Raw genomic sequence first — 25,386 nt, forward strand, 5'->3', positions numbered from 1 at the left:
GGCCACGGCAGGCGCGGGCGGCGCAGGCGGCACGCAGACGGCCGGCAATGCGGCCGGCGGCGCGGGCGCGGGCGGCACCGGCGGCGTGGGCGGCTCGAACACCGTCAATGCCGGCACCTTCGATATGTCCAACACCATGACCAGCGTGGGCCAGTCGGCTGCGGGCATCATGACGGTGAGCCAGAACAATGGCTTCTCGTCGCTGATCCAGCAGAGCGTGAACGTGCAGGCCAACCTGAGCGTCGGCAGGTAGCGATGCGGCACGCTGCCAAGCTGGCCATGGCGCTGGTGCTGGCGGCGCCCGTCCTTCCCGTGCTGGGGGAGGACGGTGTGCTGGCCGCGCTGGCGGCGCCCGTGGCTTCTGCCTCGCTTGCTAAGGCAGGGCCTGCGGAGGCGGGTTCTGCGCAGGAGCCTGCCCGGGGACCTGGACCGGCGCTGGGCCCTGCGCTCAGCGCGCGGCGGCTGGACGCGCTGCGCGGCGGCAGCGACACGCCCTGGAGCGATATGAAGCTGCAGGGCGCCGTCAGCGGCAACAGCGCGGTGGCGGTGGCCACCGGGGCCAATGTCATCGCCGATGGCTCGTTCAGCAACGCGTCGGGTTTGCCCATGGTGATACAGAATTCGGGCGCCAATGTGCTGATCCAGAACGCCACCATCGTGAATGTGCAGTTCAAATGAGCGCGCCATCATCACCATCAATGCTGCTGGCGCTGCTGCTGGCGGGCTTGCCGCCCGCCATGCTGGCGGGCTTGCCGCCCGCCATGCAGGCGGCGGAATTCGCGGCGGCGGGCGGCGGCGGCTACGCCGTGCCGCTGGCGAGCATGAAGGAGCTGCGCTTCCGCGCCACCGTGCGCCAGCAGTATGACTTCAGTTGCGGTTCGGCGGCGGTGGCGACCCTGCTGACCTACCATTTCGACCGGCCCGTGAGCGAACAGGCCGCGTTTCAGCAGATGTACCTGCACGGCGACCAGCAGCGCATCCAGCGCGAGGGGTTCTCCTTGCTGGACATCAAGCGCTACCTGGCCAGCCTGGGCTATGTGGCCGACGGCTTCGAACTGCCGCTCGACAAGCTGGCCGAAGCCGGCCTGCCCGCCATCGTGCTGGTGGCGGAGCGGGGCTACCACCATTTCGTCGTCATCAAGGGCGTGTCCGGCGGCCGCGTGCTGCTGGGCGATCCGGCCAGCGGCACGCGCGCCATGCCGCGCCGGGCGTTTGAAGCGATCTGGCAGAACGGCTTGCTGTTCGTGGTGCACGGCAGCCCCGGCAAGGCGCATTTCAACGCGGCGGCCGACTGGCGCGCGGCGCCGCAAGCGCTGCTGGCCGGCGGCATCGAGCGCGACGGCCTGCAACGCCAGACCCTGCCCAAGCTGGGCAGCGGCAATTTCTAAGGAGCACGCAATGAAGCGTTTGCGCTGCATCGCCGCCGCGCTGGGCGGCATCATGTTTTCCGCCGGAGCGGACGGCTTGCCGTCCGGCTGGACGCCGGTTTCCGAGCAGACGCTGGAGGCCCAGCGCGGCGGCTTCGATACCGGCGGCATGCTGGTGTCGCTGGGCGTGGAGCGGCTGGTGGCCATCAACGGCGGCACCGTCGCCAGCAGCCAGTTCCAGATTGCCGACCTGTCCCGCATCACGGCCGAGGAGGCGGTGCTGGTGAGCGCGGCCCTGCAGCCGCTGACGGTGCAGAACGGCATGGGCAACGCCGCGCCGCCGGGGCTGCCGGTGTTGTTTATTCAGAACACAGTCAATGACCAATTGATACAGAGCCAGACAACCATCAATGCGGCTGTTTCCAGCTTATCTATGCTGACCAGTAGTAATTTTGAAAGCAGCATGCGCGCCGCGCTGTCGAGCGTGGTTGCGCCCAGATAAGGAGGAATGCATGCGATTTGCCAAGGTTCTGCGTGCCGGCACGGCCGGCTTGTCTGTGGTGATGTGTACGACGCTGGCTCACGGCCAATCCGGCGCGCCCGGAGTTGCCGAGCTGGCGGTGGAAATCGAGGCGCTGAAGCGCCAATTGGCCGAGCAGCGCGAGTTGCTGCGGCAGCTGCGCCAGCAGCTCTCGTCGCAGGCCGCACCCCAGGCCGGACCCCAGGCCGCGCCGGCGCCGGCCGAGCGCCTGGCGCGCCAGCGGGGAACCGGTCCGGCGGCAGGCGCCGCGCCGCTGCCGGGCGGGGCGGAGGAGCAAAGCGGGCCGGCCGCGCAGGCCGGACAAAGCGGGCCGGCCGCGCAGGCCGGACAAAGCGGGCCTGCCGCTGCGCCTGCAGGCGAAACTGTTGCATCGGTGGGCCAGGCTCCGCAGCGCGACAGCCGTCCGCCCGAGGTGGCGCCGCTGTTCGAGGCGCCCGGCGTGCTCACGCCCAAGGGCCGCTTCGTGCTTGAACCGTCCTACCAGTTCGGCTATTCGTCCAGCAACCGCGTGGTGCTGGTGGGCTATACCATCATCCCGGCGCTGCTGATCGGCCTGGTCGATGTGCGCGAAGTCAAGCGCAACACCATGACCGCCGCGCTGGCCGCCCGCTACGGCCTCACGCCGCGCACCGAGCTGGAGGTGCGCATACCCTATGTCTACCGTTCCGACTCCACCGTCAGCCGTGAAATCTTTACCGGCTCGGCGGTGGACAATGTGTTCTCGACCAGCGGACGCGGCGTCGGCGACGCGGAGGTGGCGCTGCGCCACCAGTTCAATGCGGGCGGCCCGGACCGCGCCTACTACGTTGCGGGCCTGCGCCTGAAAAGCCGCACCGGCCGCGATCCTTTCGAAGTCGTCACCGATTGCGTGCAGCGCTGCGTGGGACCGAACGCCACCGGCACCGGCTTGCCGCTGGACCTGCCCACCGGTTCCGGCTTCTACGGGGTGCAGCCCAGCCTGACCTGGCTGTATCCGTCCGATCCTGCCGTACTGTTCGGCAGCGTGAGCTATCTGCACAACTTCCAGCGCAGCGGCGTGCGGCGCATGGTGCGCAACGGCGAGTTCGAGGATCTGGGCAGGCTCAAGCCGGGCGCCGTGTTCGGCTTTAACTTCGGCATGGGCCTGGCCCTGAATGAGAAGACCACGCTCAGCCTGGGCTACAACCACGACTCCATCGGGCGCACCAGGCAGAACGGCGTGACTGTGCCCGGATCGGTGCGCACCCAGCTGGGCACGCTGCTGATGGGCTTCTCCTACCGCTACAGCGACAAGCGTTCGCTCAACGTTTCGGTGGGCGCGGGGCTCACGCGCGACACGCCGGATGTGACGCTGTCGGTGCGCTTCCCGATGAGCTTCTGAGGGTGCTGCACGTATATCGTATTTTTACGATAATATAAGCAATTCAACACCACTCATCCAAGAGGAAATATGATCTCTCGTCGCATTCCGGCCGCAGGCGTGGCCATCGCAATCGCCGCCATGCTGGGCCAGTCGCCTGCCTTCGCGGCAGCGCCGCTGGTGAAGACCCAGGCTCCCGGCTACTTCCGCATCATGCTGGGCGATTTCGAAGTAACCGCGCTGAACGACGGCACGGTGGACCTGCCGGTCGACAAGCTGCTGCACGACAAGCCCGCCAAGACCACGCAGGCATTGGGCAAGTCCTTCCTGAAAGCGCCGCTGGAGACCTCGGTGAACGGCTACCTGGTCAACACCGGCAGCAAGCTGGTGCTGATCGATACCGGCGCGGCTGGCCTGTTCGGCCCCACGCTGGGCAAGCTGCTGGCCAACCTGAAAGCCTCGGGCTACCAGCCTGAGCAGGTGGACGAGATCTACATCACGCATTTGCACCCGGACCACGTGGGCGGCCTGGCCGCTGCGGGCAAGGCGGCGTTCCCGAACGCCGTGCTGCGCGCGGACAAGCACGATACGGATTTCTGGCTGAGCAAAGTGAACCTGGAGAAAGCGCCGGACGACAAGAAGGGCTTCTTCCAGGGCGCGATGGCGTCGGTGTCGCCGTACAGCGATGCGGGCAAGCTGAATCCGTTTGAAGGCAATACCGAGCTGGCGCCAGGCATCAAGGCGGTGAACAGCTACGGGCATACGCCGGGGCACACCACGTATGTGATCGAGAGCAAAGGGCAGAAGCTGGTGCTGCTGGGCGACCTGCTGCATGTGCAGGCGGTGCAGTTCGATGATCCGTCGGTGACGATCGATTTCGACAGCGACAGCAAGGCCGCGCTGGCCCAGCGCAAGGCGGCGTTTGCGGATGCGGCCAAGCAGGGTTATCTGATCGGCGCGGCGCACTTGCAGTTCCCGGGCCTCGGACATATCCGCAGCCAGGGCAAGGGCTACCAGTTTGTGCCGGTGAATTACACCATTCCGCGCTGATAGCCGGTGCCGCCGGCGGCTTAGGCCAGGGCAGGGTAGTCCGTGTAGCCTTCCGCCGTTGCGTGGTAGAAGGTTTCAGGACGCGGTGCGTTCAGCGCCGCGCCTTGCTGCAGGCGTGCCGGCAGGTCGGGATTGGCGATGAAGTCCTTGCCCCAGGCGACGGCGTCCGCCGTGCCCGCAGCCAGGATGCTCTCGGCCGTGGCCTTGTCCATCTTTTCATTGGCGATATAGATGCCGCCGAATTCCTTCTTCAGCAGCGGTCCCAGGCTGTCCTCGCCCACCGCTTCGCGCGCGCAGATGAAGGCGATGCCGCGCTTGCCCAGCTCGCGCGCCACGTAGCCGAAGGTTTCCGCCGGGTTGGAGTCGCTCATGTCATGCGAATCGCGGCGCGGCGCCAAATGCATGCCGACGCGGCCGGCGCCCCAAACTTCAATCACGGCGTCCGTCACTTCCAGCATCAGGCGCGCGCGGTTCTCGATCGGGCCGCCGTAGGCGTCGGTGCGCTTGTTGGTGCCGTCCTGCAGGAACTGGTCCAGCAGGTAGCCGTTGGCGCCGTGCACTTCCACGCCGTCAAAGCCGGCTAGTTTGGCGTTTTCCGCGCCCTTGCGGTAGGCCGCCACGATGCCCGGGATTTCTTCCAGCGCCAGCGCGCGCGGCACGGGGTATTCGCGCTGCGGACGCAGCAGGCTGACATGGCCCTTGGCCGCGATGGCGCTCGGCGCCACCGGCGCGTCGCCGTTCAGGAAGCTCGGGTCCGAAATGCGGCCCACGTGCCACAGCTGCAGGAAGATCTTGCCGCCGGCCGCGTGCACCGCGTCGGTGACCACTTTCCAGCCGACCACCTGCGCGTCCGACCAGATGCCCGGCGTGTCGGCATAGCCCACGCCCTGCGGCGTGACGGCGGTTGCTTCGCTCAGGATCAGGCCGGCCGAGGCGCGCTGCACATAGTATTCCGCCATCAGCGCGTTGGGCACGCGGTCGCCGCCCACGGCGCGGGCGCGCGTCAGCGGCGCCATGATGATGCGGTTGTTCAGGGTCAGGTCGCCGATTTTGATAGGGTCAAACAGGTTTGCCATGGTGGTTCGTCCTTGAGTTGCCGGGCCTGCTCACAGGCCCTGGTTCATATGGTCGATAAAGCCCTGGATCACTTCGTCGTTGCGCTTGAAGAAATTCCACTGTCCCACCCGCTGCACCGTCACCAGGCCGGCCTTTTGCAAGGTGGCCAGGTGGGCCGACACGGTCGATTGCGACAGGCCGGTGCGCTGGTCGATCAGGCCCGCGCAGACCCCGAAGGTCAGCGGATGGGCCTGCTCGGCGAAATAGGCCTCCGGCTCTTTCAGCCAGGCCAGGATCTGGCGCCGGACCGGATTGGCCAGCGCCTTGTGGATTGCGTCGATGTCTATGTCCATATTGGTCTCTAACGATATGTGCATCTATAAAGCACGATGCATATATCGGTATCTTACGATATAAATGAAAAACGTGCTGGCGGCACGCTGGCAATGTCAAAAAATCAAGCGAGTTGGAGCAACAGCAGGGCGATCACGGCCGGCACGGTCTGCACGAACAGGATGCGGCGCGACACCGTGGCCGCGCCCCACAGGCCGGCCACCGCCACGCAGCACAGGCCGAACAGCGTGAAGGCGCGCGCGACGGCCGGGTCCGGATGCAGAAAGCCCAGCGCCAGCGCCGCGACCAGGAAACCGTTGTAGCAGCCCTGGTTGGACATGGCCGGCTGCACGATTTCCGCTTTTTCGGCGCTCAGGCCGAACACGCGCCGGCCGCGGGTGCGGAACAGCACCGTCTCCAGCAGCACTATGTAGACGTGGATCAGTAGCACCAGGCCGGTGACGGCTTGCGCAAAGAGTAACATCGGGACCCCTTCATGATGGAAATGTTGCAATGATATACTGTCGCCTCTTGCCTGCGGGGACGACCTCGCATTCCAGGGCGCGCGGCGGGGACGACCTTGCCACACAAGGAGAAAAAAATGGCGTGGCTATTTTTATTTATTGCCGGACTGCTGGAAATTGGCTGGGCGGTGGGCCTGAAATACACGGAAGGCTTCAGCAAGCTGGTGCCGTCGGTGCTGACGCTGCTGTCCATGGGCGGCAGCATGGCGCTGCTGGGGCTGGCGCTGCGCGACCTGCCGCTGGGCACGGCTTATGCCGTGTGGACCGGCATCGGCACCGTGGGCACGGCGGTGTTCGGCATCATGGTGCTGGGCGAGCCAGCCGGCGTGCTGCGGCTGGTGTGCATCACCATGATCACCTGCGGCATATTGGGGCTGAAGCTGGCCCACTAGTCCGGCGCATCAGTTGGACAGGGGCGTGGTCCGTTCATTAGACCAGCGCTCGTAAATCCGGGCCAGCTCACCGCTGGCCCGCAGTTTTTGCAGCGCCGAGTTCATCAGGCGCATCGCGCCGGGGTCGGCCTTCTTGCTGATCCAGAAGAAAATCGGCTCCTCTTTCAGCACGGCCGGCAGCAGCCGCACTTTATCGCTCAGCTTGTTCTCCCGGATGATCCACGCCAGCGTCAGCTCGTTCATGTAGACGAAGCGGCCGTGGCCGGCCAGGATTTTTTTCAGGTTGGTCAGATTGTCGCTGGTGCTGTCGTCCACTTCCAGGCCCAGCACGCGCAGCTGGTCCGAATAGGCGGCGCCGCGCGAGGTGGTGATCAGCGGCTTGAGGCGGACCAGCTCGTCGATGGACTCCACGCTGGCCTTGTCGCTGGTGGCGGCCGCCAGCCTGTGGCGCACCGTGTACAGCTTGCTCGACATAAACGCCACGCGGCGGCGGCGTTCCGAGTCCAGCAGCGCGCAGGCGGCGCCCACCGAGCCGGACTCCAGTCCCTGTTCGATTTGCGGCACCGAGCGGAAATCGTCCTGCCCGGTGAATTTCAGGTGCGGCTCGGCCTTCTCCATGGCCGCCAGTATGTCCGGACACAGGCCCTCGGGCCGGCCGTCATGCAGCATCCATTTGGGGGGCAGGCTCTCCTGGCCCATGGTGCGGACCACATAGTGCTCGGCCTGCGCCGCGAGGGGCAGGCCGAGCAGTATCGCAGCGAATGTCAGCGTAATGTGCATCTTGTTCTCCTGCCAGCGATTGTATCCCCGGGGACACATCGAAGCCAGCGGAAAACGCGCCGCGCGCGCCGCCGTTTCAGCTGGCGGAACGGCCCGGGTAGGCCGCGATAATGTTCAGGAAATCAATGCTGCGTTCCTTGGCCAGCATCTCCGGCAGCAGCGCCTCGTACTGCACGCGGTAATCCTTGGCCAGGTGCGTAGCCAGGAAGTACTCGCGGGTGCAGGCCCAGGTTTCGTAGAGCACAAAGGTGTTGGGATCGTTGGCATCCTCATGCACCCAGGTGTTGATGAAGTCCGGTTCGTCCTTCATGCGGTTGACGACGTTGAACAGTTCGGTGCGGAAACGCTCGCGCACTTCAGGCTTGGAGCTGAGGCGGACGACGAAGGCGATATGGTCGGACATGGTGTTTGCTCGCTATGGGATGGGAATGAAGCCAGTATAGGAGTCAGGAACACCAGCATCAACGGGCTGGAATGCAATGGATCATTGCGGAAAGCTGAATCAAGGGCCGCGCGGGCGGCGGCCCCTGGCGCCGGAAATCAGAAGCCGGCTGGATTGGCCTTCGCCAGGTAGTACCACTCGGCGTTCGCGCGGGCGTTGGTGTCCGGGAACAGAACGATGGCGTCATCGGCGGCCAGCACCGGCGTGCCGTCGTGGCGGCGGCCGATTTCCTCGCCCTTGGCCACGCGGTCGAAGCTGGACCAGACGCGGCTGAAGCGGTCGTCCGCGTGCTGCTTGTCGTGCACTTCCACCATGCTCAGGTACTCGGTCTGCTCGGGCGCCAGCGCCACCGGCTGCGGCGCATCGATCAGGCCCAGGAAGGCCAGGGTGTTCATGATGGCGCGGTAAGCCACCTCGGGCGCCTGCGGATCGGCGTGCTGGCCGCACTCCAGGGTCAGCGCGTAGCCGCCGGTCGAGCGCATGTACTCGGTGGTGCCCACGCCGTAGCGCAGCACGGTTTCCAGCTGCGAATCGTCGCGCAGGCGGCGCTGCACGCCGGCGCCGTAAGTGGCCAGCCAGCCGTCGACAAAGCGCGTCACGCCGATGCGGCGCGCCAGGGCGCGTTCCTTTTCCTCATGCTGGAAAGGCTGAAGCGTGCCGTCGTTGTTGCGCGGGCCGACCATCAGGAAAGGCTGGCTCTGGGCGTTGAAGGAATGCAGGTCGAGCAGCACGTCGTGCTGGCCGAGAAGCGGGCACAGCCAGTTGGCGATGCGGTCCTCGAAGTCCTGCGGGTTCTCGTTCGGGAACAGGTTGCGGTTCAGGTTGCGGTCGCCCGAGCGCTCGCCCTTGGCATAGGCCAGCGGATTGACGATGGGCACAAAGGTCACCATGCCGTTCAGGATGCGCAGCTGGCCGTTGTCGATTTCCTGCATCACGCGTGTGATGCCCTTGGTGCCGCAGGTTTCATTGCCGTGCACGGCGCCGGTGATGATCACGCGCGGGCCCTTGCCCTGGCCGGTATAGTTGACGGATTTGAAATGCAGATCGCTTGCTACAGTCATGCTGGTCCCCGAGGCTGATGAATGGCCGTTATTCTAGCGGGGATTGGCCGCGCCAACAGTTAAAATACTGCATGAAATCCATAACCCGCATTCATGGCCTGGACACGCTGCGCGCCGTGGCGATCGCGCTCGTGTTCATGAACCACTACGTGCTGTTCGTCAGCAAGCAGGCGCCGTTCGGCTTTTGGGGTGAAGTGGGGTGGACCGGCGTCGACCTGTTTTTTGCCCTGTCCGGCTATCTGATCGGCAACCAGATCTTCGCCGCCATGCGCAGCGAAGGCGGCTTTTCGCTGCGCACCTTCTACATCCGCCGCTTCCTGCGCACCTTGCCCGCGTTCTACGCGGTGCTGGCGCTGTACGCCTGCTGGCCCTGGTTCCGGGCCGGGCTGACCTTGCCGCCGCTGTGGCAATTTCTCACCTTCACGCAGAATTTCGACCTGATGCCGGGCACCGCGTTCTCGCACGCCTGGTCGCTGTGCGTGGAGGAGCAGTTTTATGTGCTGCTGCCGGCGGTGGCGCTGCTGATCGCCGCGCTGCGCCGCTCGCTGGTCTGGGCCTGGGTGGCGGTCTGCGCCAGTTTCCTGGCCGGCATGGCGATCCGGAGCTATCTCTGGCAGACCCAGGTGGGCGACAGCGAAGGCGGCTTCCACTACTACAACACGATCTACTACTCCTCGCTGTGCCGGTTCGACGAGCTGGTGGCGGGCGTGGCGCTGGCGCTGCTGAAAAACCACCACGGCGGCGCGTGGAGCAAGCTCACCTCGCGCGGCAACTGGGCGCTGGGCGCCGGCGTGGCGGTGGCGGGGTCCGCGCTCTACCTGTTCTCGGAAGACCATTACGGCTACGGCATGACGGTATTCGGCTACCCGCTGCTGGCGCTGGGCTGCACGCTGCTGCTGATCGCCGCGCTCAGTCCCGGCTCGCTGCTGGAGCGCACGCGCATCCCCGGCTTCGGCAAGGTCGCGCTCTGGTCCTACGCCATCTACCTCACGCACAAGCAAATCTTCCTGCTGCTCAAACCCGAACTTGCCGGGCACGGCATCAGCGCCGCCAGCTGGACCGGCATCGCCATCATGACAGCGGTCAGCATCCCGCTAGGCTGGCTGCTGTACGCCGCCGTCGAAACCCCCTTCATGCTGCTGCGCGACCGCCATTTCCCCGCCAAGCGAGCTGAGCCGCATTCGGGGTCAGACCCCGAATGCGGCTCAGCTCGGCTTCAGCAAACGGGGGCTTAGGGTGGGGCGTCATCGTCGAACGTTCTGCCGATGGCTGGGGTAGGCCGCGGATTGTTTACGCTTACTCTACGCCGCCAATCGAACCCCCTTCATGAAGCTGCGCGACCGCAGTTTTCCCCAAGCGAGCTGAGCCGCATTCGGGGTCTGACCCCGAATGCGGCTCAGCTCGGTTTTGGCAAATGGGGTTTAGCTCAGGGACGCATTTCGATGACGTCGTAGGGGGATTGCATGTTGTTGAGGAATTCGAGCAGGGCGCGGACGCGGGCGGGGGCTTCGTCGTCGCGTGTGCTGTCGATGGCCTGGCGCAGGCCGGGCAGCGCTTCGGCCGTGTGCGGGCTTTGGTAGGATTTGATCAGCAAGGCGGCCAGTTGCGCCGCTTCCTTGCCGTGGTTGTGCCGCAGCCGCGATTCGATCACGCCCAGCAAGGCGCGCTGCATGCGCGGCGTCGGCGCCGTGATGTGCGCGAACACCAGCGGCGTGTTGCCTATGGCCTCGCAGATGCGGCGCTCCATCTCGTCCGCTTTGACGTCGGAGGCAATGTCGAAATAGGCGGCGTTCCAGCGCGTGCGCGCATGCGCGTGGCCGGGCGGGAAGGAGTCGGCGGTGTCGAAGCCGCAGATACGGCTCAGGTGCTTGAGCCAACCGATGAGTGGGGATGTCATGGCGGCATTTTAACGGAAAATGGGGACAGCCCTGGGGGTGTTGCTTCCCCCAGAGACTGGTTTGATCTTGACGAGCTTAGACGTGGGCTTCTTCGCCCAGCTTGCCGGCGCGGAAGTCTTCCACCGCCTGCATCAGCTCGGCCTGCGTGTTCATCACGAACGGGCCGTATTGCGCAATCGGCTCGTTCAGCGGCTGGCCGGCGATCAGGATGAAGCGGCTGTCTTCCGCCGCCTGCACCGTCACGCCGTCGGCGCCGGCCGTGTTCTCCAGGATCGCCATGCGGCCATTGGCCACCGGCTTGCCGCCGATGTGCACGCCGCCGCGATAGGTGAACACGAAGGCGTTGTGCCCGGCCGGGATCTGCTGGCTGAAGCTGGCGCCCGCCTTCAGTTCCACGTCGATATAGATGGGCTCGGTCACTTCGCGCTGCACCGCGCCCGCCACGCCGTGGCTGCTGCCCGCGATCACGCGCACCTGCGCGCCTTCGGTGCTGAACGACGGCACTTGTTCAGCGTTGAAGTCGCGGTACCACGGCGCGCGCATCTTGTCCTTGGCGGGCAGGTTCAGCCACAGCTGGAAGCCTTCCATGCGGCCTTCTTCCTGCTCCGGCATTTCGGAGTGGATTACGCCCCGGCCCGCCGTCATCCACTGCACGCCGCCGTTGGTCAGCAGGCCTTCGTTGCCGGCGCTGTCCTTGTGGCGCATGCGGCCGGTGAGCATATACGTGACCGTCTCGAAGCCGCGGTGCGGGTGCTCGGGGAAGCCGGCGATGTAGTCATTGGCCGAGTCGCTGCCGAAATTGTCCAGCATCAAAAACGGGTCCAGGCGGCGCTGCAATGGCTGCGTCAATACACGGTTGATCTTCACGCCCGCGCCGTCCATCACGGCCTGGCCGTTGATGATGCGCTCCACGCCGCGCGATTGCTGCACGCTTTCCGATGTTACCGATGTTGCTAGTGTCATTGCCATTCTCCTGTTGATTGTTGTTCAGCGCCGCCTTGCGTGCTTATTTGCTAGTTTGCTTATGCCAGCACTGCGTTCACTTGCGCGTCGGCTTCGGCTTGCGCCTTGCTCACTGCGTCCGGACCCATGCCCAGGCCTTCGGAGTAGACGAACTGCACGTCGGTCATGCCCAGGAAGCTCAGGAACATTTTCACATGCGGCAGTTGGGTGTCGCTAGGCGCATCGCGGTGCAGGCCGCCACGCGACAGGGCGACGTAGACTTTTTTACCGCTCAGCAGGCCGATCGGGCCGGTTGGGCCGTATTTGAAGGTCACGCCGGCGCGGGCAATCGCGTCGAACCACGATTTGAGCTGCACGGTGATGCCGAAGTTGTACATCGGCGCGCCGATCACGATCACATCCGCCGCCTGCACCTGGGCGATCAGGGCGTCGTCCAGCGCCACGCGGGCGGCTTGTTCCGGGGTGCGCTGCTCGGCCGGGGTGAACAGGGCTTGCAGGGTTGCTTCGTCGATCACCGGGTGCGGGTTGGCGGCCAGATCGCGGCGGGCTACCGAGGCGCCAGGGTTGGCGGCGGTCAGCTTGGCAACGATGGAGTCGCCCAGGCGGGTGGATTCGGAACCGGTGCTGCGGGCGCTGGAGTTGATTTGCAGGATGTTCATGGTGTCGTTCCTTGTATTGGGTTGTGTGCTGCGATGGATGTACTTTAACAGTCCCAAAACGATAGATTAAGCTGGGTAAATGGGTTTCATTGAACCACTGATGGAACAATCGCCTGAATATTCTGCCCAAGTTGCAGTAATTGCTATACTGGCGCCGCTGTCCTAGGGCGGGCCGCAACCTTTAACCACGTAAGCACTTAATGAACCGCAGCTCCTTGACCATACTGGTAGTGGAAGACCATCCGACCATTGCGCGCCAGGTGGTGGACTTCCTGGAGGGGCTGAAGTGGCAGGCCGACCATGCCGCCAGCGGCGCGCTGGCTATCCAGCTGGCCACGCGCGAGGCGTATGACGTGGTGCTGCTGGACCTGAATCTTCCCGATATCGATGGCCTGGAGGTCTGCCGCGCGATCAAGGCCGGCGCGCCGCGCAATGTGCCGGTGCTGATGCTGACCGCCCGCGATGCGTTCGAGGACAAGGCGCGCGGCTTCAAGGAGGGCGCGGACGATTACCTGACCAAGCCGTTCGACCTGCGCGAGCTGGCCTTGCGCTGCGAGGCGCTGGCGCGGCGCGGCCAGCTGCACCTGAGCCGCGAATTGCAGGCCGGCCCGCTGACGCTGCAGCTGCATGACAGGCGCGTGCTGTGCAACGGCGCGCCGGTCCCCGTGACGCAGACCGGCTTTGCGATATTGCTGATGCTGTGCACCGCGCATCCGCACGCCGTGTCGCGCTCCGCGCTGCTGCATGATTTGTGGGGCGCCCATCCGCCGGACAGCGACGCGCTCAAGTCTCACATCTACGCGCTGCGCAAGCAGCTCGAACTGGCGGGCGCGCCCGCGTCGGTGGTGACCATCCCGCAGTTGGGCTACCGCCTGGAACTTGCGCCGGAGCCGCATGTTTAGGTCTATCCGCCATGGCCTGTTTGCTGCGCTGGCCGGATTCACCGTGCTGATTTGCGTCTGCTATACCGGCCTGGCGCTGGTCATCTCCTACGTGACGGAAGACATGCTGGTCGACCGGCTGCTGGAGCGGGAGGCTGCCGCCATGGCGGCGCACTTCCGGCTGCATGGCGACATCCCCCCGCCAGGCCTGGACCTGATACGCGTCTACCGCAGCGCGGAGGCGCTGCCGCCACCGGTGCGCGAACAGCTTGCCGCCGGGCGGGAGCGCGCCGAGATTTTCACCGGCACAGGCCAGCACTATCATCTGCGCACGCTCCATCTGCCTGCGGCCCCGGCGCCGCAGGCGGTCTATCTGCTGGCCGATGTGGGGCCGCTGCTGGTGGTGTCGCATCTGTTCCAGGAGGTGGGCTGGCTGCTGGTCCTGCTGGCGCTGGGGCTGATCGCCCTGGCGCTGCTGCTGGCCTACCTGCTGTCCCGGCGCCTGGTCTCGCCGCTGCAGGTGCTGGCGCAAGAAGTGCGCAGCCTGCCGCAGCAGGGGCCTGCCGCGTTCAGCGCGCGTCACCGGCGCGACGAAATCGGCTACCTGGCGCAGAAGCTCGGCGCCACCGTCAGCGAGCTGCATGCTTCGCTGCGGCGCGAGCATGCATTCACGCGCGACGTGAGCCACGAGCTGCGCACGCCGCTCACGGTGCTGAACAACACGCTGGCGCAGGCGCACTCGCGGCCGCTGGACGGGCAGGAGGTGGCGCAGCTGCAGGCCGGCCTTGATGAAATGGGCGCCACCATCGACGTGCTGTTCGCGCTGGCGCGCGCGGAGCACATCGCGCACGAGACGGTGGACCTGCGCGCCTGCATCGAAGATAGTTTGCTGCGCCTGCTGGAACAGGGCGCGTGGGGCGACGACAGCCTGGCGCTTGATTTGCCGGACCGCCTGCCGGTGCTGGGCAACCGGCATTTGTCCATGCTGCTTATCAATAACTGCCTGGGCAACGCCTTGTTCCATGGCGGGCCGGGCTCGCGGCTGCGGCTGTCGTTCGCGGACGGCGTGCTTGGCGTGAGCAACACGGTCGATCCTGACCGGAACGGCGCCATGCAGGGCTTCATGCACGGCCAGCATCTGCTGCGGCGCATCGCCGAGGCCATGGGTTGGGAGATCAGCTTCCACGCGGCGCCTGAGGCTTACCGGGTGGACGTTGTGCCGCTGCGCGCCAGCTGAAATCCGGCGGATTTCACCTCGGCTTCACCGCCGTTTTTCTATGCTGCGTACTCGTCAACTTTCCCCGTGTGCGCAAAATGAAAATCCTGATCAGCCTTATCCTCCTCGTCGGCATGTCTTGCCCGGCGCTCGCTCAAGTGAAGTCGCTGGTTCACAAGGAGGAGAAGCGCCGCTACATTGTCTACACGCCCGCGTCGTATGACAGCCAGCCGAAGCGCGCTTTCCCGGTGGTGTTCAATTTCCACGGCAGCGGCATGACCATGGCCGAGCAAATGCTTTATACGCAGATGAACCGCGCGGCGGACCGCCACCAGTTCATCGTGGTCTATCCCTTGGGGATCAAGCAGGACTGGAACGTGGGTTTCGGCATGTCCTACTTTGAGGGCAGCGACGACATCGGCTACACCGAAGCGCTGCTGGCCAAAATCAAGCAGGACTACCGCGTGGACAGCCAGCGCGTGTATGCGGCCGGCCTGTCGCGCGGCGGCTTCTTCGCGCTGCGGATCGCGGCCGAGTTGCCCCAGCTGTTTGCGGCCGTTGCGTCCGTCGGCGCGCCGATGCCGGAGCCGGTGGTGCAGCACAGCGCCAGCCCTGCCCATCCCGCCAAGCCCCCGCAGGTGGGCGTACTGCTGATACATGGCACGGCGGACCAGGTGGTGGCCTATGGCGGCAAGCCGGGCGGCTATCTGTCAGCGGAGGAGAGCTACAGTTATTGGCTGAAGCGGAACGGCATTGCGGCCGCTGCGCCAAGCCCCCGCGCCGAAGGCAAGGACGTGGTGTGGATCGAGCAGGGCAACGGCGAGCAAAGCGTGGCGCTGGCCACGGTGCGGGAAGGCGGCCATACCTGGCCTGGCGCCGATCCCTTCAATGTCGGCCTGCCCATCGGGAAGACCACCCGCGATATGGACGCCAACGAGGCCATGTGGCAGTTCTTCGCCAAACACCGCCGCTAGCAGCTCATCCGGCCAGGCCCATCATGCGCAGCAGGGCGCGGGTGAGCGGGCTATCGGCTTTGGCGAGTTCCAGCACCACGTCGAAATGGTTGGCGCCTTCTATTTCCAGGTACTCCGCCGCCAGGCCCCTGGCGCGATAGGCGTCGGCGTAGCTGCGGCTCTGGCGCCGGAACTCGGCGGTTTCCGCGCCGCCTACGCAGGAGATCAGCGGGCCGCCTTGCTCGGGCAGGTGGTGCAGGGGGCTGAGGCGGCGTGCCGCCGCCGCGTCCAGCTTGGCCCACTCGTTGATATGCGTGGCGGGGATGGGCGCCAGGTCCATCAGGCCGCTGATCGGGCAGGCGCCCGCCGCAGCCTTGTCCGGCAGGCCGTGCGCCTGCTGCCAGCCCGGCGCCAGCAGCATGCCGACCAGGTGGCCGCCCGCCGAACTGCCGCACAGGTAAATCTTCGCCGCGTCGCCGTTGTATTGCGCGATATGGCGGTGCACCCAGGCCAGAGCGCGCCGGTTCTGGTCCACGATATGGTCCAGCGACACGCCGGGCGCCAGCGAGTAGTTGACCGCCACCACGGTGGCGCCGGCCGCTGTGAAGGTGGCGGCCATGAAGCTGGAGTCGTCCTTGGACAGGGCGCGCCAGTAGCCGCCGTGGATGTAGACCAGCACCGGACTGCCCGGCTTGGGCGCGGGGAAGATGTCGAGCTGCTCGTCCTCGTGCGCGCCGTAGGCCACGCCGCAGTGGCAGGGCAGGGCGGCGCGCATGGCGGCGCTCTGCTCGGCGTAGGCGCGCAGGTAGACGGTGGCGTCCGGCACGGTGGCGCGGGCGTTGTACTGGCGGTCCAGCTCCGCCGCGCTGTAACCCTGATAGAGCGCGGCGGCGTGCTGCCCCGCGCCGTCCATGATGCTGGCTTTGCTGCGCATGCCGCCTCCTCGCTCTGTGGATCAGGAAAACGCGGGAATGCCGGTCTGCGCGCGGCCCAGGATCAGGGCGTGCACGTCGTGCGTGCCTTCGTAGGTGTTCACCGCTTCCAGGTTGACCATGTGGCGGATCACGCCGAATTCGTCGGACACGCCGTTCCCGCCCAGCATATCGCGCGCCGTGCGGGCCACCTCCAGCGCCTTGCCGCAGGAATTGCGCTTCATCATGGAGGTGATTTCCACCGCCGCCGTGCCGGCGTCCTTCATGCGGCCCAGCTGCATGCAGCCTTGCAGGGCCAGCGTGATGTCGGTCTGCATGTCGGCCAGTTTTTTCTGGATCAGCTGGTTGGCGGCCAGCGGGCGGCCGAACTGCATGCGGTCCATGGTGTACTGGCGCGCGGTGTGCCAGCAGAATTCCGCCGCGCCCAGCGCGCCCCAGGCGATGCCGTAGCGCGCCGAGTTCAGGCAGGTGAAGGGGCCGCGCAGGCCCGAGACTTCGGGCAGCAGGTTTTCTTCGGGGACGAACACTTCGTCCATCACGATCTCGCCGGTGATGGAGGCGCGCAGGCTGACCTTGCCGTGGATGGCGGGCGCGCTCAGGCCTTTCCAGCCTTTTTCCAGGATGAAGCCGCGTATCCGGCCGTCGTCGGTCTTGGCCCAGACCACGAACACGTCGGCGATGGGGCTGTTGGTGATCCACATCTTGGCGCCGGACAGGGAGTAGCCGCCCGGGACGGTCTTGGCGCGCGTGACCATGCTGCCGGGGTCGGAGCCGTGGTTGGGTTCCGTCAGGCCGAAGCAGCCTATCCATTCGCCGGTGGCCAGCTTGGGCAGGTATTTCTGCTTTTGCGCTTCGCTGCCGAATTCATTGATGGGCACCATCACCAGCGAGCTTTGCACGCTCATCATGGAGCGGTAGCCGGAGTCCACGCGCTCGACTTCGCGGGCGATCAGGCCGTAGCAGACGTAGTTCAGTCCCGCGCCGCCGTATTCCGTCGGGATGGTGGCGCCCAGCAGGCCCAGTTCGCCCATTTCGCGGAAGATGGCCGGGTCGGTGCGCTCGTGGCGGAACGCTTCCAGCACGCGCGGGGCAAGGCGGTCGTTGCAATAGGCCTGGGCCGCGTCGCGCACCATGCGTTCTTCGTCGGTCAGCTGCGCGGACAGCAGCAAGGGGTCGTCCCACTGGAAGGATGCTTTTGCGTGTGCCATGTGTGTTCTCCTGGTTGTTGGATGGGGCGTTTATTTTGCTGCGGCGGCGCCGCTGGTATGCAGCAGCGACAGGCCGAGCTGGGCGCGGCGCGTCAGCCACGGGCTGGGACGGTAGCGCGGGTCGCCGGTCAGGCGATGCAGATTGTTCAAGATGGCGAGCACGCGGCGCGGACCGAGGTAGTTGCCCCAGGCGAGCGGGCCGCGCGGGTAGCCCAGGCCTAGCGTGACGGCGCTGTCCAGGTCGGACGGCGTGCAGATGCCTTGCTGGACGATGTCGCAGCCGATGTTGATGATGGTGGCTAGCACGCGCTGCACGATGAAGCCGGCGCTGTCGCTGACCAGGGTGGCGGGGCGGCCGGCTTGCTCGAACAGGGCGAGCAGGCGGGCGGCCAGCGCGGTGTCCGTTGCGGGGTTGAGCATCAGCGTGGCGTGGGCGGTGCTGAGCGGGTCGATGCCCAGCGTGCGGCCGGCGTCGAGGTCCAGCCGCGCCACGCAGGCGCTGACGTCTTCACCCAGCGGCGCAACCAGGCACAGGGCGCTGGCGGAGGGGCGGGGACCGGTTTCGACCTCGGCGCCGAGGCCGCGCAGCAGATCCGCCAGGCTGGCTTGCGTTTCGGCGTCGGGGGCGTCCAGCCAGATTGGGCCGGTCCAGGCGGCGGCAGCGGTGGCGTTGGCAGGCTGCGGCTCGGCCTTGCCGTCGTCATAGCGGTAGAAGCCTCGCGCGGTCTTCTTGCCCAGCAGGCCGGCGGACAGGCGCTGCGCGGTGATGGGGCTGGGGCGGTAGCGCGGCTCCTGGTAGTACTGGCGGTAGATCGATTCCATTACCGGATGCGACACATCCAGCCCGGTCAGGTCGAGCAGCTGGAAGGGGCCGAGGCGGAAGCCTGCGGCGCCGCGCAGCACGGCGTCCACTTGCGCGAAATCGGCCACGGTTTCCTGGACGATCCTGAGCGCTTCGGTGAGGTAGCCGCGCCCCGCGTGGTTGACGATAAAGCCCGGCGTGTCGCTGGCCTGCACCGGCGTGTGGCCGATGCGGTGCACGAAGGCGGTGAGTGCTTGCGTGGCGCCGGCGTCGGTGAGCGCGCCGGCGATCACTTCCGCCACCTTCATCAGCGGCACGGGATTGAAGAAGTGGCAGCCCGCGATGCGGCCCGGCAGCTGCGCTCCGGCGGCAATGGCGGTCACGGACAGCGACGAGGTATTCGTCGCCAGCACGCAGCTGGGATTAACGATGGCTTCGAGCGCGTCGAACAGCGCGCGCTTGGCTTCCAGCTGTTCGACTATGGCTTCGATAATGATGTCGCAATCGGCCAGCGCGTGCAGCGAGGCGGCGGCGTGCAGTTTCAGGCCGGCCGCGCCGGCCGCATCCGGCGTGAGCTTGCCCTTGGCGGCCAGCGTGGCGAACTGTTCGCGCACGGTGGCCACGGCCTTGCCGGCCGCGCCGTCCTGCACGTCGTACAGCAGCACGGTGACGCCGGCCTGCGCCGCCACCTGCGCAATGCCGCGCCCCATGGCGCCCGCGCCAGCTACGCCCAGCGTGAGCTTGCCGAGCGTATTGCTCATGCTGGTTCCGGAACGATGGCGGTGACTTCGATTTCCACCTTGGCTTCGTCCTCGATCAGGCCCGCGACCTGCACCGCCGTCATGGCGGGGAAGTGGCGGCCGAATACGGCGCGGTAGGCCGCGCCGATTTCCTTGTAGGCGGCGACGTATTCCTTCTTGTCGATCACGTACCACGTCATGCGCACAACGTGCTCCGGCCCCGCATTGGCTTCGGCCAGCACGGCGACGATGTTGCGCAGCGCCTGTTCAACCTGGCCCGCGAAGTCGCTGGTGTGGAAACGGCCTTCCGCGTCCCAGCCTATCATGCCGCTGACGCAGACGGTGCGACCGCTGGCCGCCACGCCGTTGGCGTATCCTTTGGGCTGTACCCAGCCTGGTGGTTGCAGAAATTGCATGTTGTCCCCTATTGGTTTTTATGCGCGCAGCATTTCGCGCGCGATGATCAGTTGCTGGACTTCGGAAGCGCCTTCGTAGATGCGCAGCGAGCGGATTTCGCGGTACAGCCTTTCCACCGGATGCTCGCTGACCACGCCCAGGCCGCCGAACATCTGCACCGCAGCGTCGATTACCTGCTGCGCGGTTTCGGTGGCGGTGAGCTTGGCCATGGCGGCTTCCTTGGTCACGTTCTGGCCCTGGTCGCGCTGCCAGGCGGCGCGGTAGGTGAGCAGGGCGGCGGCGTCGATGCCGGTTGCCATCTGCGCCAGCTTGGCCTGGGTCAGCTGGAAGTCGGCCAGGGTCTGGCCGAACATCTTGCGCTGCTTGGCGTGCGCCAGCGCTTCGTCCAGCGCGCGGCGGGCAAAGCCCAGCGCGGCGGCGGCCACGGAGGTGCGGAACACGTCCAGCGTGGCCATGGCCACCTTGAAGCCCTGGCCGGCTTCGCCGAGGCGCTGCGCGGCGGGGATGCGGCAGTTGGAGAACTTCAGCCGCGCCAGCGGGTGCGGGGCGATCACGTTGATGCGCTCTGCAATCTCGAAGCCCGGCGTGCCCGCTTCCACGATAAAGGCGGAGATGCCGCGCGCGCCCGGCTGTTCGCCGGTGCGGGCGAACACCACATAGAAGTCGGCGATGCCGCCGTTGGAAATCCAGGTCTTTTCGCCGTCCAGGACGTAGCTGTCGCCGTCCTGCACGGCGGCGCATTGCATGGCCGCTACGTCGGAACCGGCCTGCGGCTCGGACAGCGCGAACGCCGCAATGGCTTCGCCGCGCGCCACGCGGGGCAGATAGGTTTCGCGGTTTGCGTCGCTGCCGAACAGGCTGATGGCGCCCGAGCCCAGGCCCTGCATGGCGAAGGCGAAATCGGCCAGGCCGTTGTGGCGCGCCAGCGTTTCGCGGATCAGGCACAGGGCGCGGGTGTCGATCACATCGGCGCCGCCGCCGTGGCGGGTGCCGGCAATGGCGTGCGCCAGCCAGCCGGACTGGCCCAGCCGGGCAACCAGCGCGCGGCAGGCTGCGTCCACGTCGTGCCCGTGCTCCTGCGAGATGTGCTGCGCGGCCCAGCTGTCCAGTTCCTGCTCGAGCTGACGGTGGCGCGGCTCCAGGAAGGGCCAGCTCAGGTAATTCTTGTCGGACATGGCGTCTCCTTAATTGCCTTCGAATTCGGGTTTTTGCTTGGCCACGAAAGCGTGGTAGGCGCGGTGGAAGTCGTTGGTGGCCATGCAGATGGCCTGCGCCTGCGCTTCCGCTTCGATGGCTTCGTCCACGCCCATATTCCACTCCTGCTGCAGCATTTTCTTGGTCATGCCGTGCGCGAAAGTGGGGCCGCTGGCCAGGCCCTGCGCCAGCGCCTGCGCCGCCGGCAGCAGCGCGGCCGGTTCGTGCAGGCTGTTGAAGAAGCCCCAGCGTTCGCCCTCGGGGCCGGCCATGGAGCGGCCGGTGAACAGCAGCTCGGCGGCCCGGCCCTGGCCGATCAGGCGCGGCAGCAGCGCGCAGGCGCCCATGTCGCAGCCGGCCAGGCCCACGCGGGTGAACAGGAAGGCGGTCTTGCTGCGCTCCGTGCCCAGGCGCATATCGGAGGCCATGGCCAGGATGGCGCCGGCGCCGGCGCATACGCCGTCGATGGCGGCGATCACCGGCTGCGGGCAGGCGCGCACGGCTTTCACCAGGTCGCCCGTCATGCGGGTGAAGGCCAGCAGGCCGGGCATGTCCAGCCTGGTCAGCGGGCCGATGATGTCGTGCACGTCGCCGCCGGAGCAGAAGTTCTCGCCCGCGCCGGTGATGACGACGGCCTTCACGTCCTCCGCGTAGGCCAGCGCGCGGAACAGGTCGCGCAGCTCGGCGTAGGACTCGAAGGTGAGCGGGTTCTTGCGCTCGGGGCGGTTCAGGGTCAGCGTGGCGACGCCGGCCTGCACTTCGAACTTGAAGTGGGAGGCCTGGTAGCCGGCCAGCGAGAGGCTGTTGCCGGGCAGCTGGTGCGGGGTGCCGGGGAGGTGGCGCATGGTGTGTTCCTTATTCTTCGTGTTGGGGGCCGTCGCTCAGATGGCCTTTCATGCGCGACAGCAGCGCGATCATGTCGTTCTTTTCCTGCACCGACAGGCCGTCCAGCATGTCGGCGATCCAGCCTTCGTGCACCAGCGCCATGCGCTCGAAGGAGCGGCGTCCGGCGGCGGTGAGCTTTACGCTGTAGGCGCGGCGGTCTTTCGGGTCCGGCACGCGCAGCACCAGTTTTTCATGTTCCAGCTGGTCGGTGATGCCGGTGATATTGCCGCCGGTGACCATCATGCGCTTGGACAGCTCGCCCATGCGCAGGCCCTCGGGATGGCGCTGCAGCTGCGCCATCAGGTCGAAGCGCGGCAGGGTGATGCCGAATTCGTTGCGCAGCCGGGTGCGGATCTCGCTCTCTATCATGGTGGTGCAGGACAGCATGCGCAGCCACAGCTTGAGCGACTGGTGGTGGTCCTGCGTCAGGCGCGATTCCAGGTCGAATACCTGGGAACCCTGCGCCGGTGCCGATGTGGGCGCGGGCACGGCCTGCAGGATGGCTTTGGCTGGTGATTTGCGCGTCATTCTTCTGCTCCTTACATGATCTCGCCGCCGGCCACGGCCAGCGATTGGCCGGTCATGGCGCTGGCGCCCGGCTGGCACAGCCAGGCCACGGCGCTGGCTACCTGGTCCGGCTGGACCAGCTGTTTCTGCGGGTTGCCCGCCGCCAGTTCGGCGCGCGCCTGCTCTTCGCTGCGGCCGGTCTTGGCGACGATGTTGGCGACGGCGTCCTTGACGATATCGGTTTCCGTGTAGCCGGGGCAGACCGCGTTCACGGTGATGCCTTTGGTCGCCAGTTCCAGCGCCAGCGAGCGCGTGAGGCCGATCACGCCGTGCTTGGCGGCGCAGTAGGCGGACACGTAGGCGTAGCCCGTCATGCCCGCCGTGCTGGCGATGTTGACGATGCGGCCCCAGCCCGCCGCCAGCATGCCGGGCAGCGCGGCCTGGATGCAGTGGTAGGTGCCGTCCAGGTTCACCGCCATCATCCGGCGCCAGATGTCGTCGCCGGTCTTGGCGAAGGGGGCGGAGGCGGCTTGCCCGGCGTTGTTGACCAGGATGGCGATGGGGCCGTGGCGGCGTGCCGCCTCGGCCAGCGCGGCGTTGACGGATTCGCGGCTGGTGACGTCGACGGTGACGAAGGCTATGGCAGTGTCCGGGGACGACGCCAGCTCGCGCGCCGTCTGTTCCAGCACCGCCGCCGTGCGTCCGGCCAGTGTCACCCGCGCGCCTTGCGCCAGCAGCGCAGCGGCGATCGCGCTGCCGATGCCGCGCCCGCCGCCGGTGACGAAAGCGTGTTTGCCGTGCAGCGGACCGGGCGTGGTGCCGGCCTGTATTGCGCTATTCATGCTCATCCTTCCAGCAGCTTGGCTGCGATCTGCTGCGGCGTCATGCCGCTGCTGGCGGCCGCGATCTGGCGTTCGCGCTCCAGGTTGCGCTCCAGCTGCACCTTGCCCGCCGTGTACTGCTGCGGCCATTCCACGTCCAGGTAGCCGATCTTGGCCGCCTCGGTCAGCGTCCATGCCGGATTGGCCAGGTGCGGACGCGCCACGGCGCACAGGTCGGCGCGGCCGGCGGCGATGATGCTGTTGGCGTGGTCCGCCTCGAAGATGGCGCCCACGGCGATGGTCGGTATGCCGGCCTCGTTGCGCACGCGGTCCGCGAACGGGGTCTGGAACATGCGGCCGTAGACCGGCTTTTCGCGCTTGCTGACCTGGCCGGACGAGCAGTCGATCATGTCCGCGCCGGCGGCCTTGAACAGGCGGGCGATGGCCACCGCGTCGTCGGGCGTGATGCCGCCTTCCACCCAGTCGTGCGCGGAAATGCGCACGCTGATCGGCTTGTCCTGCGGCCAGGCGGCGCGCACGGCCTTGAATACTTCCAGCGGATAGCGGCAGCGGTTTTCCAGCGAGCCGCCGTATTCGTCCTGGCGCTGGTTGGTCAGCGGCGAAATGAAGGACGACAGCAGGTAGCCGTGCGCGCAGTGCAGTTCCAGCCAGTCGAAGCCCGCTTCGGCCGCCGCCACGGTGGCGGAGACGAAATCGGCCTTGATGCGGGCCAGGTCTTCGGCGGTGGCTGCGCGCGCCGTTTGCGATACGCCGGGCAGGTATTGCTGTTCGGAGGCCGACACCAGCGGCCAGTTGCCGCTTTCCAGCGGCTGGTCGATGCCGTCCCAGGCGCGGCGGGTGGAGCCCTTGGCGCCGGCGTGGCCGATCTGCATGGCGATCTTGGCGCTGGTGTTGTTATGCACGAAGTCGACGATGCGCTTCCAGGCCGCCGTGTGTTCCGGCGCGTACAGGCCGGGGCAGGCGGGCGTGATGCGCGCGTCCGCCGAGACGCAGGTCATTTCGGCGAACACCAGGCCGGCGCCGCCTTGGGCGCGCGCGCCCAGGTGCACCAGGTGGTAGTCGCCCGCCACGCCGTCCACCGCCGAGTACTGGGCCATGGGCGAGACCACGATGCGGTTCTTCAGCAAGGTGCCGCGCAGCTTGAACGGCGTGAGCATGGGCGGAATGCTGTGGCGGCCGGACGCCGGCGGCGGCAGTCCGGCCTGCGCGTGGGCGTGTTCGGCGATCCAGCCCTCATAGCGTTCCACGTAGCCGGCGTCGCGCACGCGCAGGTTCTCGTGCGACAGGCGCTGGCTGCGCGTCAGCATGGAGTAGGCGAACTGCTCGGCTTCCATGGCGGTGTAGCGGTCCACGTTCTCGAACCATTCCATGGAGTTGCGCGCCGCGCTCTGGATCTTCAGCACTTCCACTGCGCGCACGCGCTGGTAGGCGTCCAGCACCTGTTCCATTCCTTCGCCGGCGTGCTGCGCGAAGCAGCGCGCCAGTTCGATCGCATCCTCCAGCGCCAGCTTGGTGCCGGAGCCGATGGAGAAGTGCGCGCTGTGGGCGGCGTCGCCCATCAGCACCACCGGCACGCGCTTGCCGCCCACGGTGTTCCAGTGCACCCAGTTGTTGCAGATGATGCGCGGGAAGGTGATCCACGCGGCCGAGCCGCGCAAATGGGTGGCGTTGCTGATCAGCGGATTGCCGTCCAGGTGCTTGGCGAACAGGCGCTCGCAGTAGGCGATGGATTCCTGCTGGCTCATCTGGTCCAGGCCGGCCTTGCGCCACACTTCCTCCGGTGTCTCGACGATGAAGGTGGAGGTATCGCCGTCGTACTGGTAGGCGTGGGCCTGGAACCAGCCGTGCTCCGTCTGTTCGAAGGCGAAGGTGAAGGCGGAGAACAGCTTCTTGGTGCCGAGCCAGACGAAGCGGCAGTTGCGCTGCTCGATGTCCGGCTGGTAGCTGGCGGCGTAGCGGGTGCGGATGCGGCTGTTCAGGCCATCGCTGGCGATGACCAGGTCCGCATTGTAGGCGGCGGCGATTTCCTGGTCGTCCGCCACGTCGGTTTCGAACACCAGCTTCACGCCCAGTTCCTCGCAGCGGCTTTGCAGGATGTTGAGCAGGCGCTTGCGGCCTATGCCGCAGAAGCCGTGGCCGCCCGAGGTGACTTTGGCGCCCTTGAAATGGGTGTCGATGTCGTCCCAGTGGTTGAAGGACTGCAGGATGGTGCGCGCGGTCTGCTCGTCGGCGTTGACCAGGTTGCCCAGGGTTTGGTCCGAGAACACCACGCCCCAGCCAAAGGTGTCGTAGGCGCGGTTGCGCTCGACGACGGTGATCTGGTTGGCTGGGTTCTGCTTTTTCATCAGCAGGCCGAAATACAGTCCGGCGGGGCCGCCGCCTATGCAGGTGATGTTCATCGTGT

28 protein-coding genes and 1 pseudogene are annotated in these 25,386 nt (G+C 66.7%); 11 read left to right on the forward strand and 18 right to left on the reverse strand.

The window, feature by feature from the left end; translation table 11 throughout:
- From AC07S4_RS19710 to AC07S4_RS19735, 6 genes and pseudogenes are all read left to right on the forward strand, one after another.
- Positions 1-253, forward strand: a pseudogene (locus AC07S4_RS19710) (hypothetical protein); the annotation flags it as partial.
- A 2-nt stretch (positions 254-255) separates the two neighbouring features.
- Positions 256-678, forward strand: a complete 423-nt coding sequence (locus tag AC07S4_RS19715; protein ID WP_494988265.1) for a hypothetical protein — start codon at positions 256-258, stop codon at positions 676-678.
- A gap of 59 nt (positions 679-737) precedes the next feature.
- Positions 738-1,388 carry a C39 family peptidase gene (locus AC07S4_RS19720; protein WP_494988618.1) on the forward strand — a complete coding sequence of 217 codons (651 nt, stop codon included), beginning with the start codon at positions 738-740 and terminating at the stop codon, positions 1,386-1,388.
- A gap of 10 nt (positions 1,389-1,398) precedes the next feature.
- Positions 1,399-1,869, forward strand: coding sequence for a hypothetical protein (locus AC07S4_RS19725; RefSeq protein ID WP_494988266.1), 471 nt, complete (start codon positions 1,399-1,401; stop codon positions 1,867-1,869).
- Positions 1,870-1,879: 10 nt separating this feature from the next.
- The gene (locus AC07S4_RS19730) at positions 1,880-3,268 is read left to right on the forward strand and encodes a coiled-coil domain-containing protein (protein WP_494988267.1); all 1,389 of its coding nucleotides are present in this window, start codon (positions 1,880-1,882) and stop codon (positions 3,266-3,268) included.
- Between the two features lie 69 nt (positions 3,269-3,337).
- Entirely contained in the window at positions 3,338-4,297 is a 960-nt protein-coding gene (locus AC07S4_RS19735; RefSeq protein WP_494988268.1) for an MBL fold metallo-hydrolase, read from the forward strand.
- A gap of 20 nt (positions 4,298-4,317) precedes the next feature.
- Here the strand turns inward: AC07S4_RS19735 and AC07S4_RS19740 are convergent, their stop codons facing one another.
- The 3 genes from AC07S4_RS19740 to AC07S4_RS19750 all read right to left on the reverse strand — a co-directional run bounded on the left by AC07S4_RS19740 (position 4,318) and on the right by AC07S4_RS19750 (position 6,170).
- The gene (locus AC07S4_RS19740) at positions 4,318-5,373 is read right to left on the reverse strand and encodes an alkene reductase (protein ID WP_494988269.1); all 1,056 of its coding nucleotides are present in this window, start codon (positions 5,371-5,373) and stop codon (positions 4,318-4,320) included.
- Between the two features lie 30 nt (positions 5,374-5,403).
- Positions 5,404-5,706 carry an ArsR/SmtB family transcription factor gene (locus AC07S4_RS19745; RefSeq protein WP_494988270.1) on the reverse strand — a complete coding sequence of 101 codons (303 nt, stop codon included), beginning with the start codon at positions 5,704-5,706 and terminating at the stop codon, positions 5,404-5,406.
- 104 nt (positions 5,707-5,810) lie between these two features.
- Complete coding sequence (locus tag AC07S4_RS19750; protein WP_494988271.1) at positions 5,811-6,170, reverse strand: DUF1304 domain-containing protein; 360 nt, start codon at positions 6,168-6,170, stop codon at positions 5,811-5,813.
- 117 nt (positions 6,171-6,287) lie between these two features.
- Between AC07S4_RS19750 and sugE the strand changes: the two genes are divergently transcribed.
- Positions 6,288-6,602: a quaternary ammonium compound efflux SMR transporter SugE gene (sugE, locus tag AC07S4_RS19755; RefSeq protein ID WP_494988272.1), complete on the forward strand. Its 315-nt coding sequence runs from the start codon at positions 6,288-6,290 to the stop codon at positions 6,600-6,602.
- A gap of 9 nt (positions 6,603-6,611) precedes the next feature.
- Here sugE and AC07S4_RS19760 read toward each other — a convergent pair whose 3' ends face one another.
- The 3 genes from AC07S4_RS19760 to AC07S4_RS19770 form a co-directional block, all read right to left on the reverse strand.
- Positions 6,612-7,382: a substrate-binding periplasmic protein gene (locus AC07S4_RS19760; protein WP_494988273.1), complete on the reverse strand. Its 771-nt coding sequence runs from the start codon at positions 7,380-7,382 to the stop codon at positions 6,612-6,614.
- Positions 7,383-7,458: 76 nt separating this feature from the next.
- Positions 7,459-7,785 carry a putative quinol monooxygenase gene (locus AC07S4_RS19765; protein WP_161074302.1) on the reverse strand — a complete coding sequence of 109 codons (327 nt, stop codon included), beginning with the start codon at positions 7,783-7,785 and terminating at the stop codon, positions 7,459-7,461.
- 137 nt (positions 7,786-7,922) lie between these two features.
- Positions 7,923-8,885 (reverse strand): M14 family metallopeptidase, encoded by a 963-nt coding sequence (locus tag AC07S4_RS19770; protein ID WP_494988274.1) that lies wholly within the window; start codon positions 8,883-8,885, stop codon positions 7,923-7,925.
- A gap of 71 nt (positions 8,886-8,956) precedes the next feature.
- Between AC07S4_RS19770 and AC07S4_RS19775 the strand changes: the two genes are divergently transcribed.
- Positions 8,957-10,120, forward strand: a complete 1,164-nt coding sequence (locus tag AC07S4_RS19775) for an acyltransferase family protein (protein ID WP_494988275.1) — start codon at positions 8,957-8,959, stop codon at positions 10,118-10,120.
- A 191-nt stretch (positions 10,121-10,311) separates the two neighbouring features.
- Here the strand turns inward: AC07S4_RS19775 and AC07S4_RS19780 are convergent, their stop codons facing one another.
- The 3 genes from AC07S4_RS19780 to AC07S4_RS19790 form a co-directional block, all read right to left on the reverse strand.
- Entirely contained in the window at positions 10,312-10,782 is a 471-nt protein-coding gene (locus AC07S4_RS19780; protein ID WP_494988276.1) for a hypothetical protein, read from the reverse strand.
- 76 nt (positions 10,783-10,858) lie between these two features.
- Complete coding sequence (locus AC07S4_RS19785) at positions 10,859-11,746, reverse strand: pirin family protein (RefSeq protein ID WP_494988277.1); 888 nt, start codon at positions 11,744-11,746, stop codon at positions 10,859-10,861.
- Positions 11,747-11,805: 59 nt separating this feature from the next.
- The gene (locus tag AC07S4_RS19790) at positions 11,806-12,405 is read right to left on the reverse strand and encodes an FMN-dependent NADH-azoreductase (RefSeq protein WP_494988278.1); all 600 of its coding nucleotides are present in this window, start codon (positions 12,403-12,405) and stop codon (positions 11,806-11,808) included.
- A gap of 215 nt (positions 12,406-12,620) precedes the next feature.
- On the opposite strand from AC07S4_RS19790, the gene AC07S4_RS19795 reads away from it, so the two are divergent.
- The 3 genes from AC07S4_RS19795 to AC07S4_RS19805 all read left to right on the forward strand — a co-directional run bounded on the left by AC07S4_RS19795 (position 12,621) and on the right by AC07S4_RS19805 (position 15,476).
- Positions 12,621-13,307 (forward strand): response regulator transcription factor, encoded by a 687-nt coding sequence (locus AC07S4_RS19795; protein ID WP_494988279.1) that lies wholly within the window; start codon positions 12,621-12,623, stop codon positions 13,305-13,307.
- The gene (locus tag AC07S4_RS19800; protein WP_494988280.1) at positions 13,300-14,523 is read left to right on the forward strand and encodes a histidine kinase dimerization/phospho-acceptor domain-containing protein; all 1,224 of its coding nucleotides are present in this window, start codon (positions 13,300-13,302) and stop codon (positions 14,521-14,523) included. The genes AC07S4_RS19795 and AC07S4_RS19800 overlap by 8 nt, the downstream gene beginning before the upstream one ends.
- 77 nt (positions 14,524-14,600) lie before the next feature.
- Entirely contained in the window at positions 14,601-15,476 is an 876-nt protein-coding gene (locus tag AC07S4_RS19805) for an extracellular catalytic domain type 1 short-chain-length polyhydroxyalkanoate depolymerase (protein WP_494988281.1), read from the forward strand.
- Positions 15,477-15,480: 4 nt separating this feature from the next.
- Here AC07S4_RS19805 and AC07S4_RS19810 read toward each other — a convergent pair whose 3' ends face one another.
- The 9 genes from AC07S4_RS19810 to AC07S4_RS19850 are packed head-to-tail and all read right to left on the reverse strand — an operon-like array spanning position 15,481 to position 25,381.
- Complete coding sequence (locus AC07S4_RS19810; RefSeq protein WP_494988282.1) at positions 15,481-16,389, reverse strand: alpha/beta hydrolase; 909 nt, start codon at positions 16,387-16,389, stop codon at positions 15,481-15,483.
- Positions 16,390-16,410: 21 nt separating this feature from the next.
- On the reverse strand, positions 16,411-17,595 hold the full coding sequence (locus AC07S4_RS19815) for an acyl-CoA dehydrogenase (protein WP_494988283.1): 1,185 nt from the start codon (positions 17,593-17,595) through the stop codon (positions 16,411-16,413).
- Positions 17,596-17,625: 30 nt separating this feature from the next.
- Positions 17,626-19,158, reverse strand: a complete 1,533-nt coding sequence (locus AC07S4_RS19820) for a 3-hydroxyacyl-CoA dehydrogenase (protein ID WP_494988284.1) — start codon at positions 19,156-19,158, stop codon at positions 17,626-17,628.
- Positions 19,155-19,553, reverse strand: coding sequence for a RidA family protein (locus AC07S4_RS19825; RefSeq protein WP_161074291.1), 399 nt, complete (start codon positions 19,551-19,553; stop codon positions 19,155-19,157). The genes AC07S4_RS19820 and AC07S4_RS19825 overlap by 4 nt, the downstream gene beginning before the upstream one ends.
- 18 nt (positions 19,554-19,571) lie before the next feature.
- Positions 19,572-20,729, reverse strand: coding sequence for an acyl-CoA dehydrogenase family protein (locus tag AC07S4_RS19830; RefSeq protein WP_494988285.1), 1,158 nt, complete (start codon positions 20,727-20,729; stop codon positions 19,572-19,574).
- Positions 20,730-20,738: 9 nt separating this feature from the next.
- A complete protein-coding gene (locus AC07S4_RS19835; RefSeq protein ID WP_494988286.1) occupies positions 20,739-21,593 on the reverse strand; it encodes an enoyl-CoA hydratase family protein in 855 nt (284 codons plus the stop codon).
- A 10-nt stretch (positions 21,594-21,603) separates the two neighbouring features.
- The gene (locus AC07S4_RS19840) at positions 21,604-22,161 is read right to left on the reverse strand and encodes a MarR family winged helix-turn-helix transcriptional regulator (RefSeq protein ID WP_494988287.1); all 558 of its coding nucleotides are present in this window, start codon (positions 22,159-22,161) and stop codon (positions 21,604-21,606) included.
- Between the two features lie 11 nt (positions 22,162-22,172).
- The gene (locus tag AC07S4_RS19845; protein WP_494988288.1) at positions 22,173-22,982 is read right to left on the reverse strand and encodes an SDR family NAD(P)-dependent oxidoreductase; all 810 of its coding nucleotides are present in this window, start codon (positions 22,980-22,982) and stop codon (positions 22,173-22,175) included.
- Between the two features lie 2 nt (positions 22,983-22,984).
- A complete protein-coding gene (locus AC07S4_RS19850; protein ID WP_494988289.1) occupies positions 22,985-25,381 on the reverse strand; it encodes a bifunctional salicylyl-CoA 5-hydroxylase/oxidoreductase in 2,397 nt (798 codons plus the stop codon).
- Positions 25,382-25,386: the final 5 nt, after the last annotated feature.

This window comes from Pseudoduganella sp. GW821-FHT05F09 (assembly GCF_059419605.1).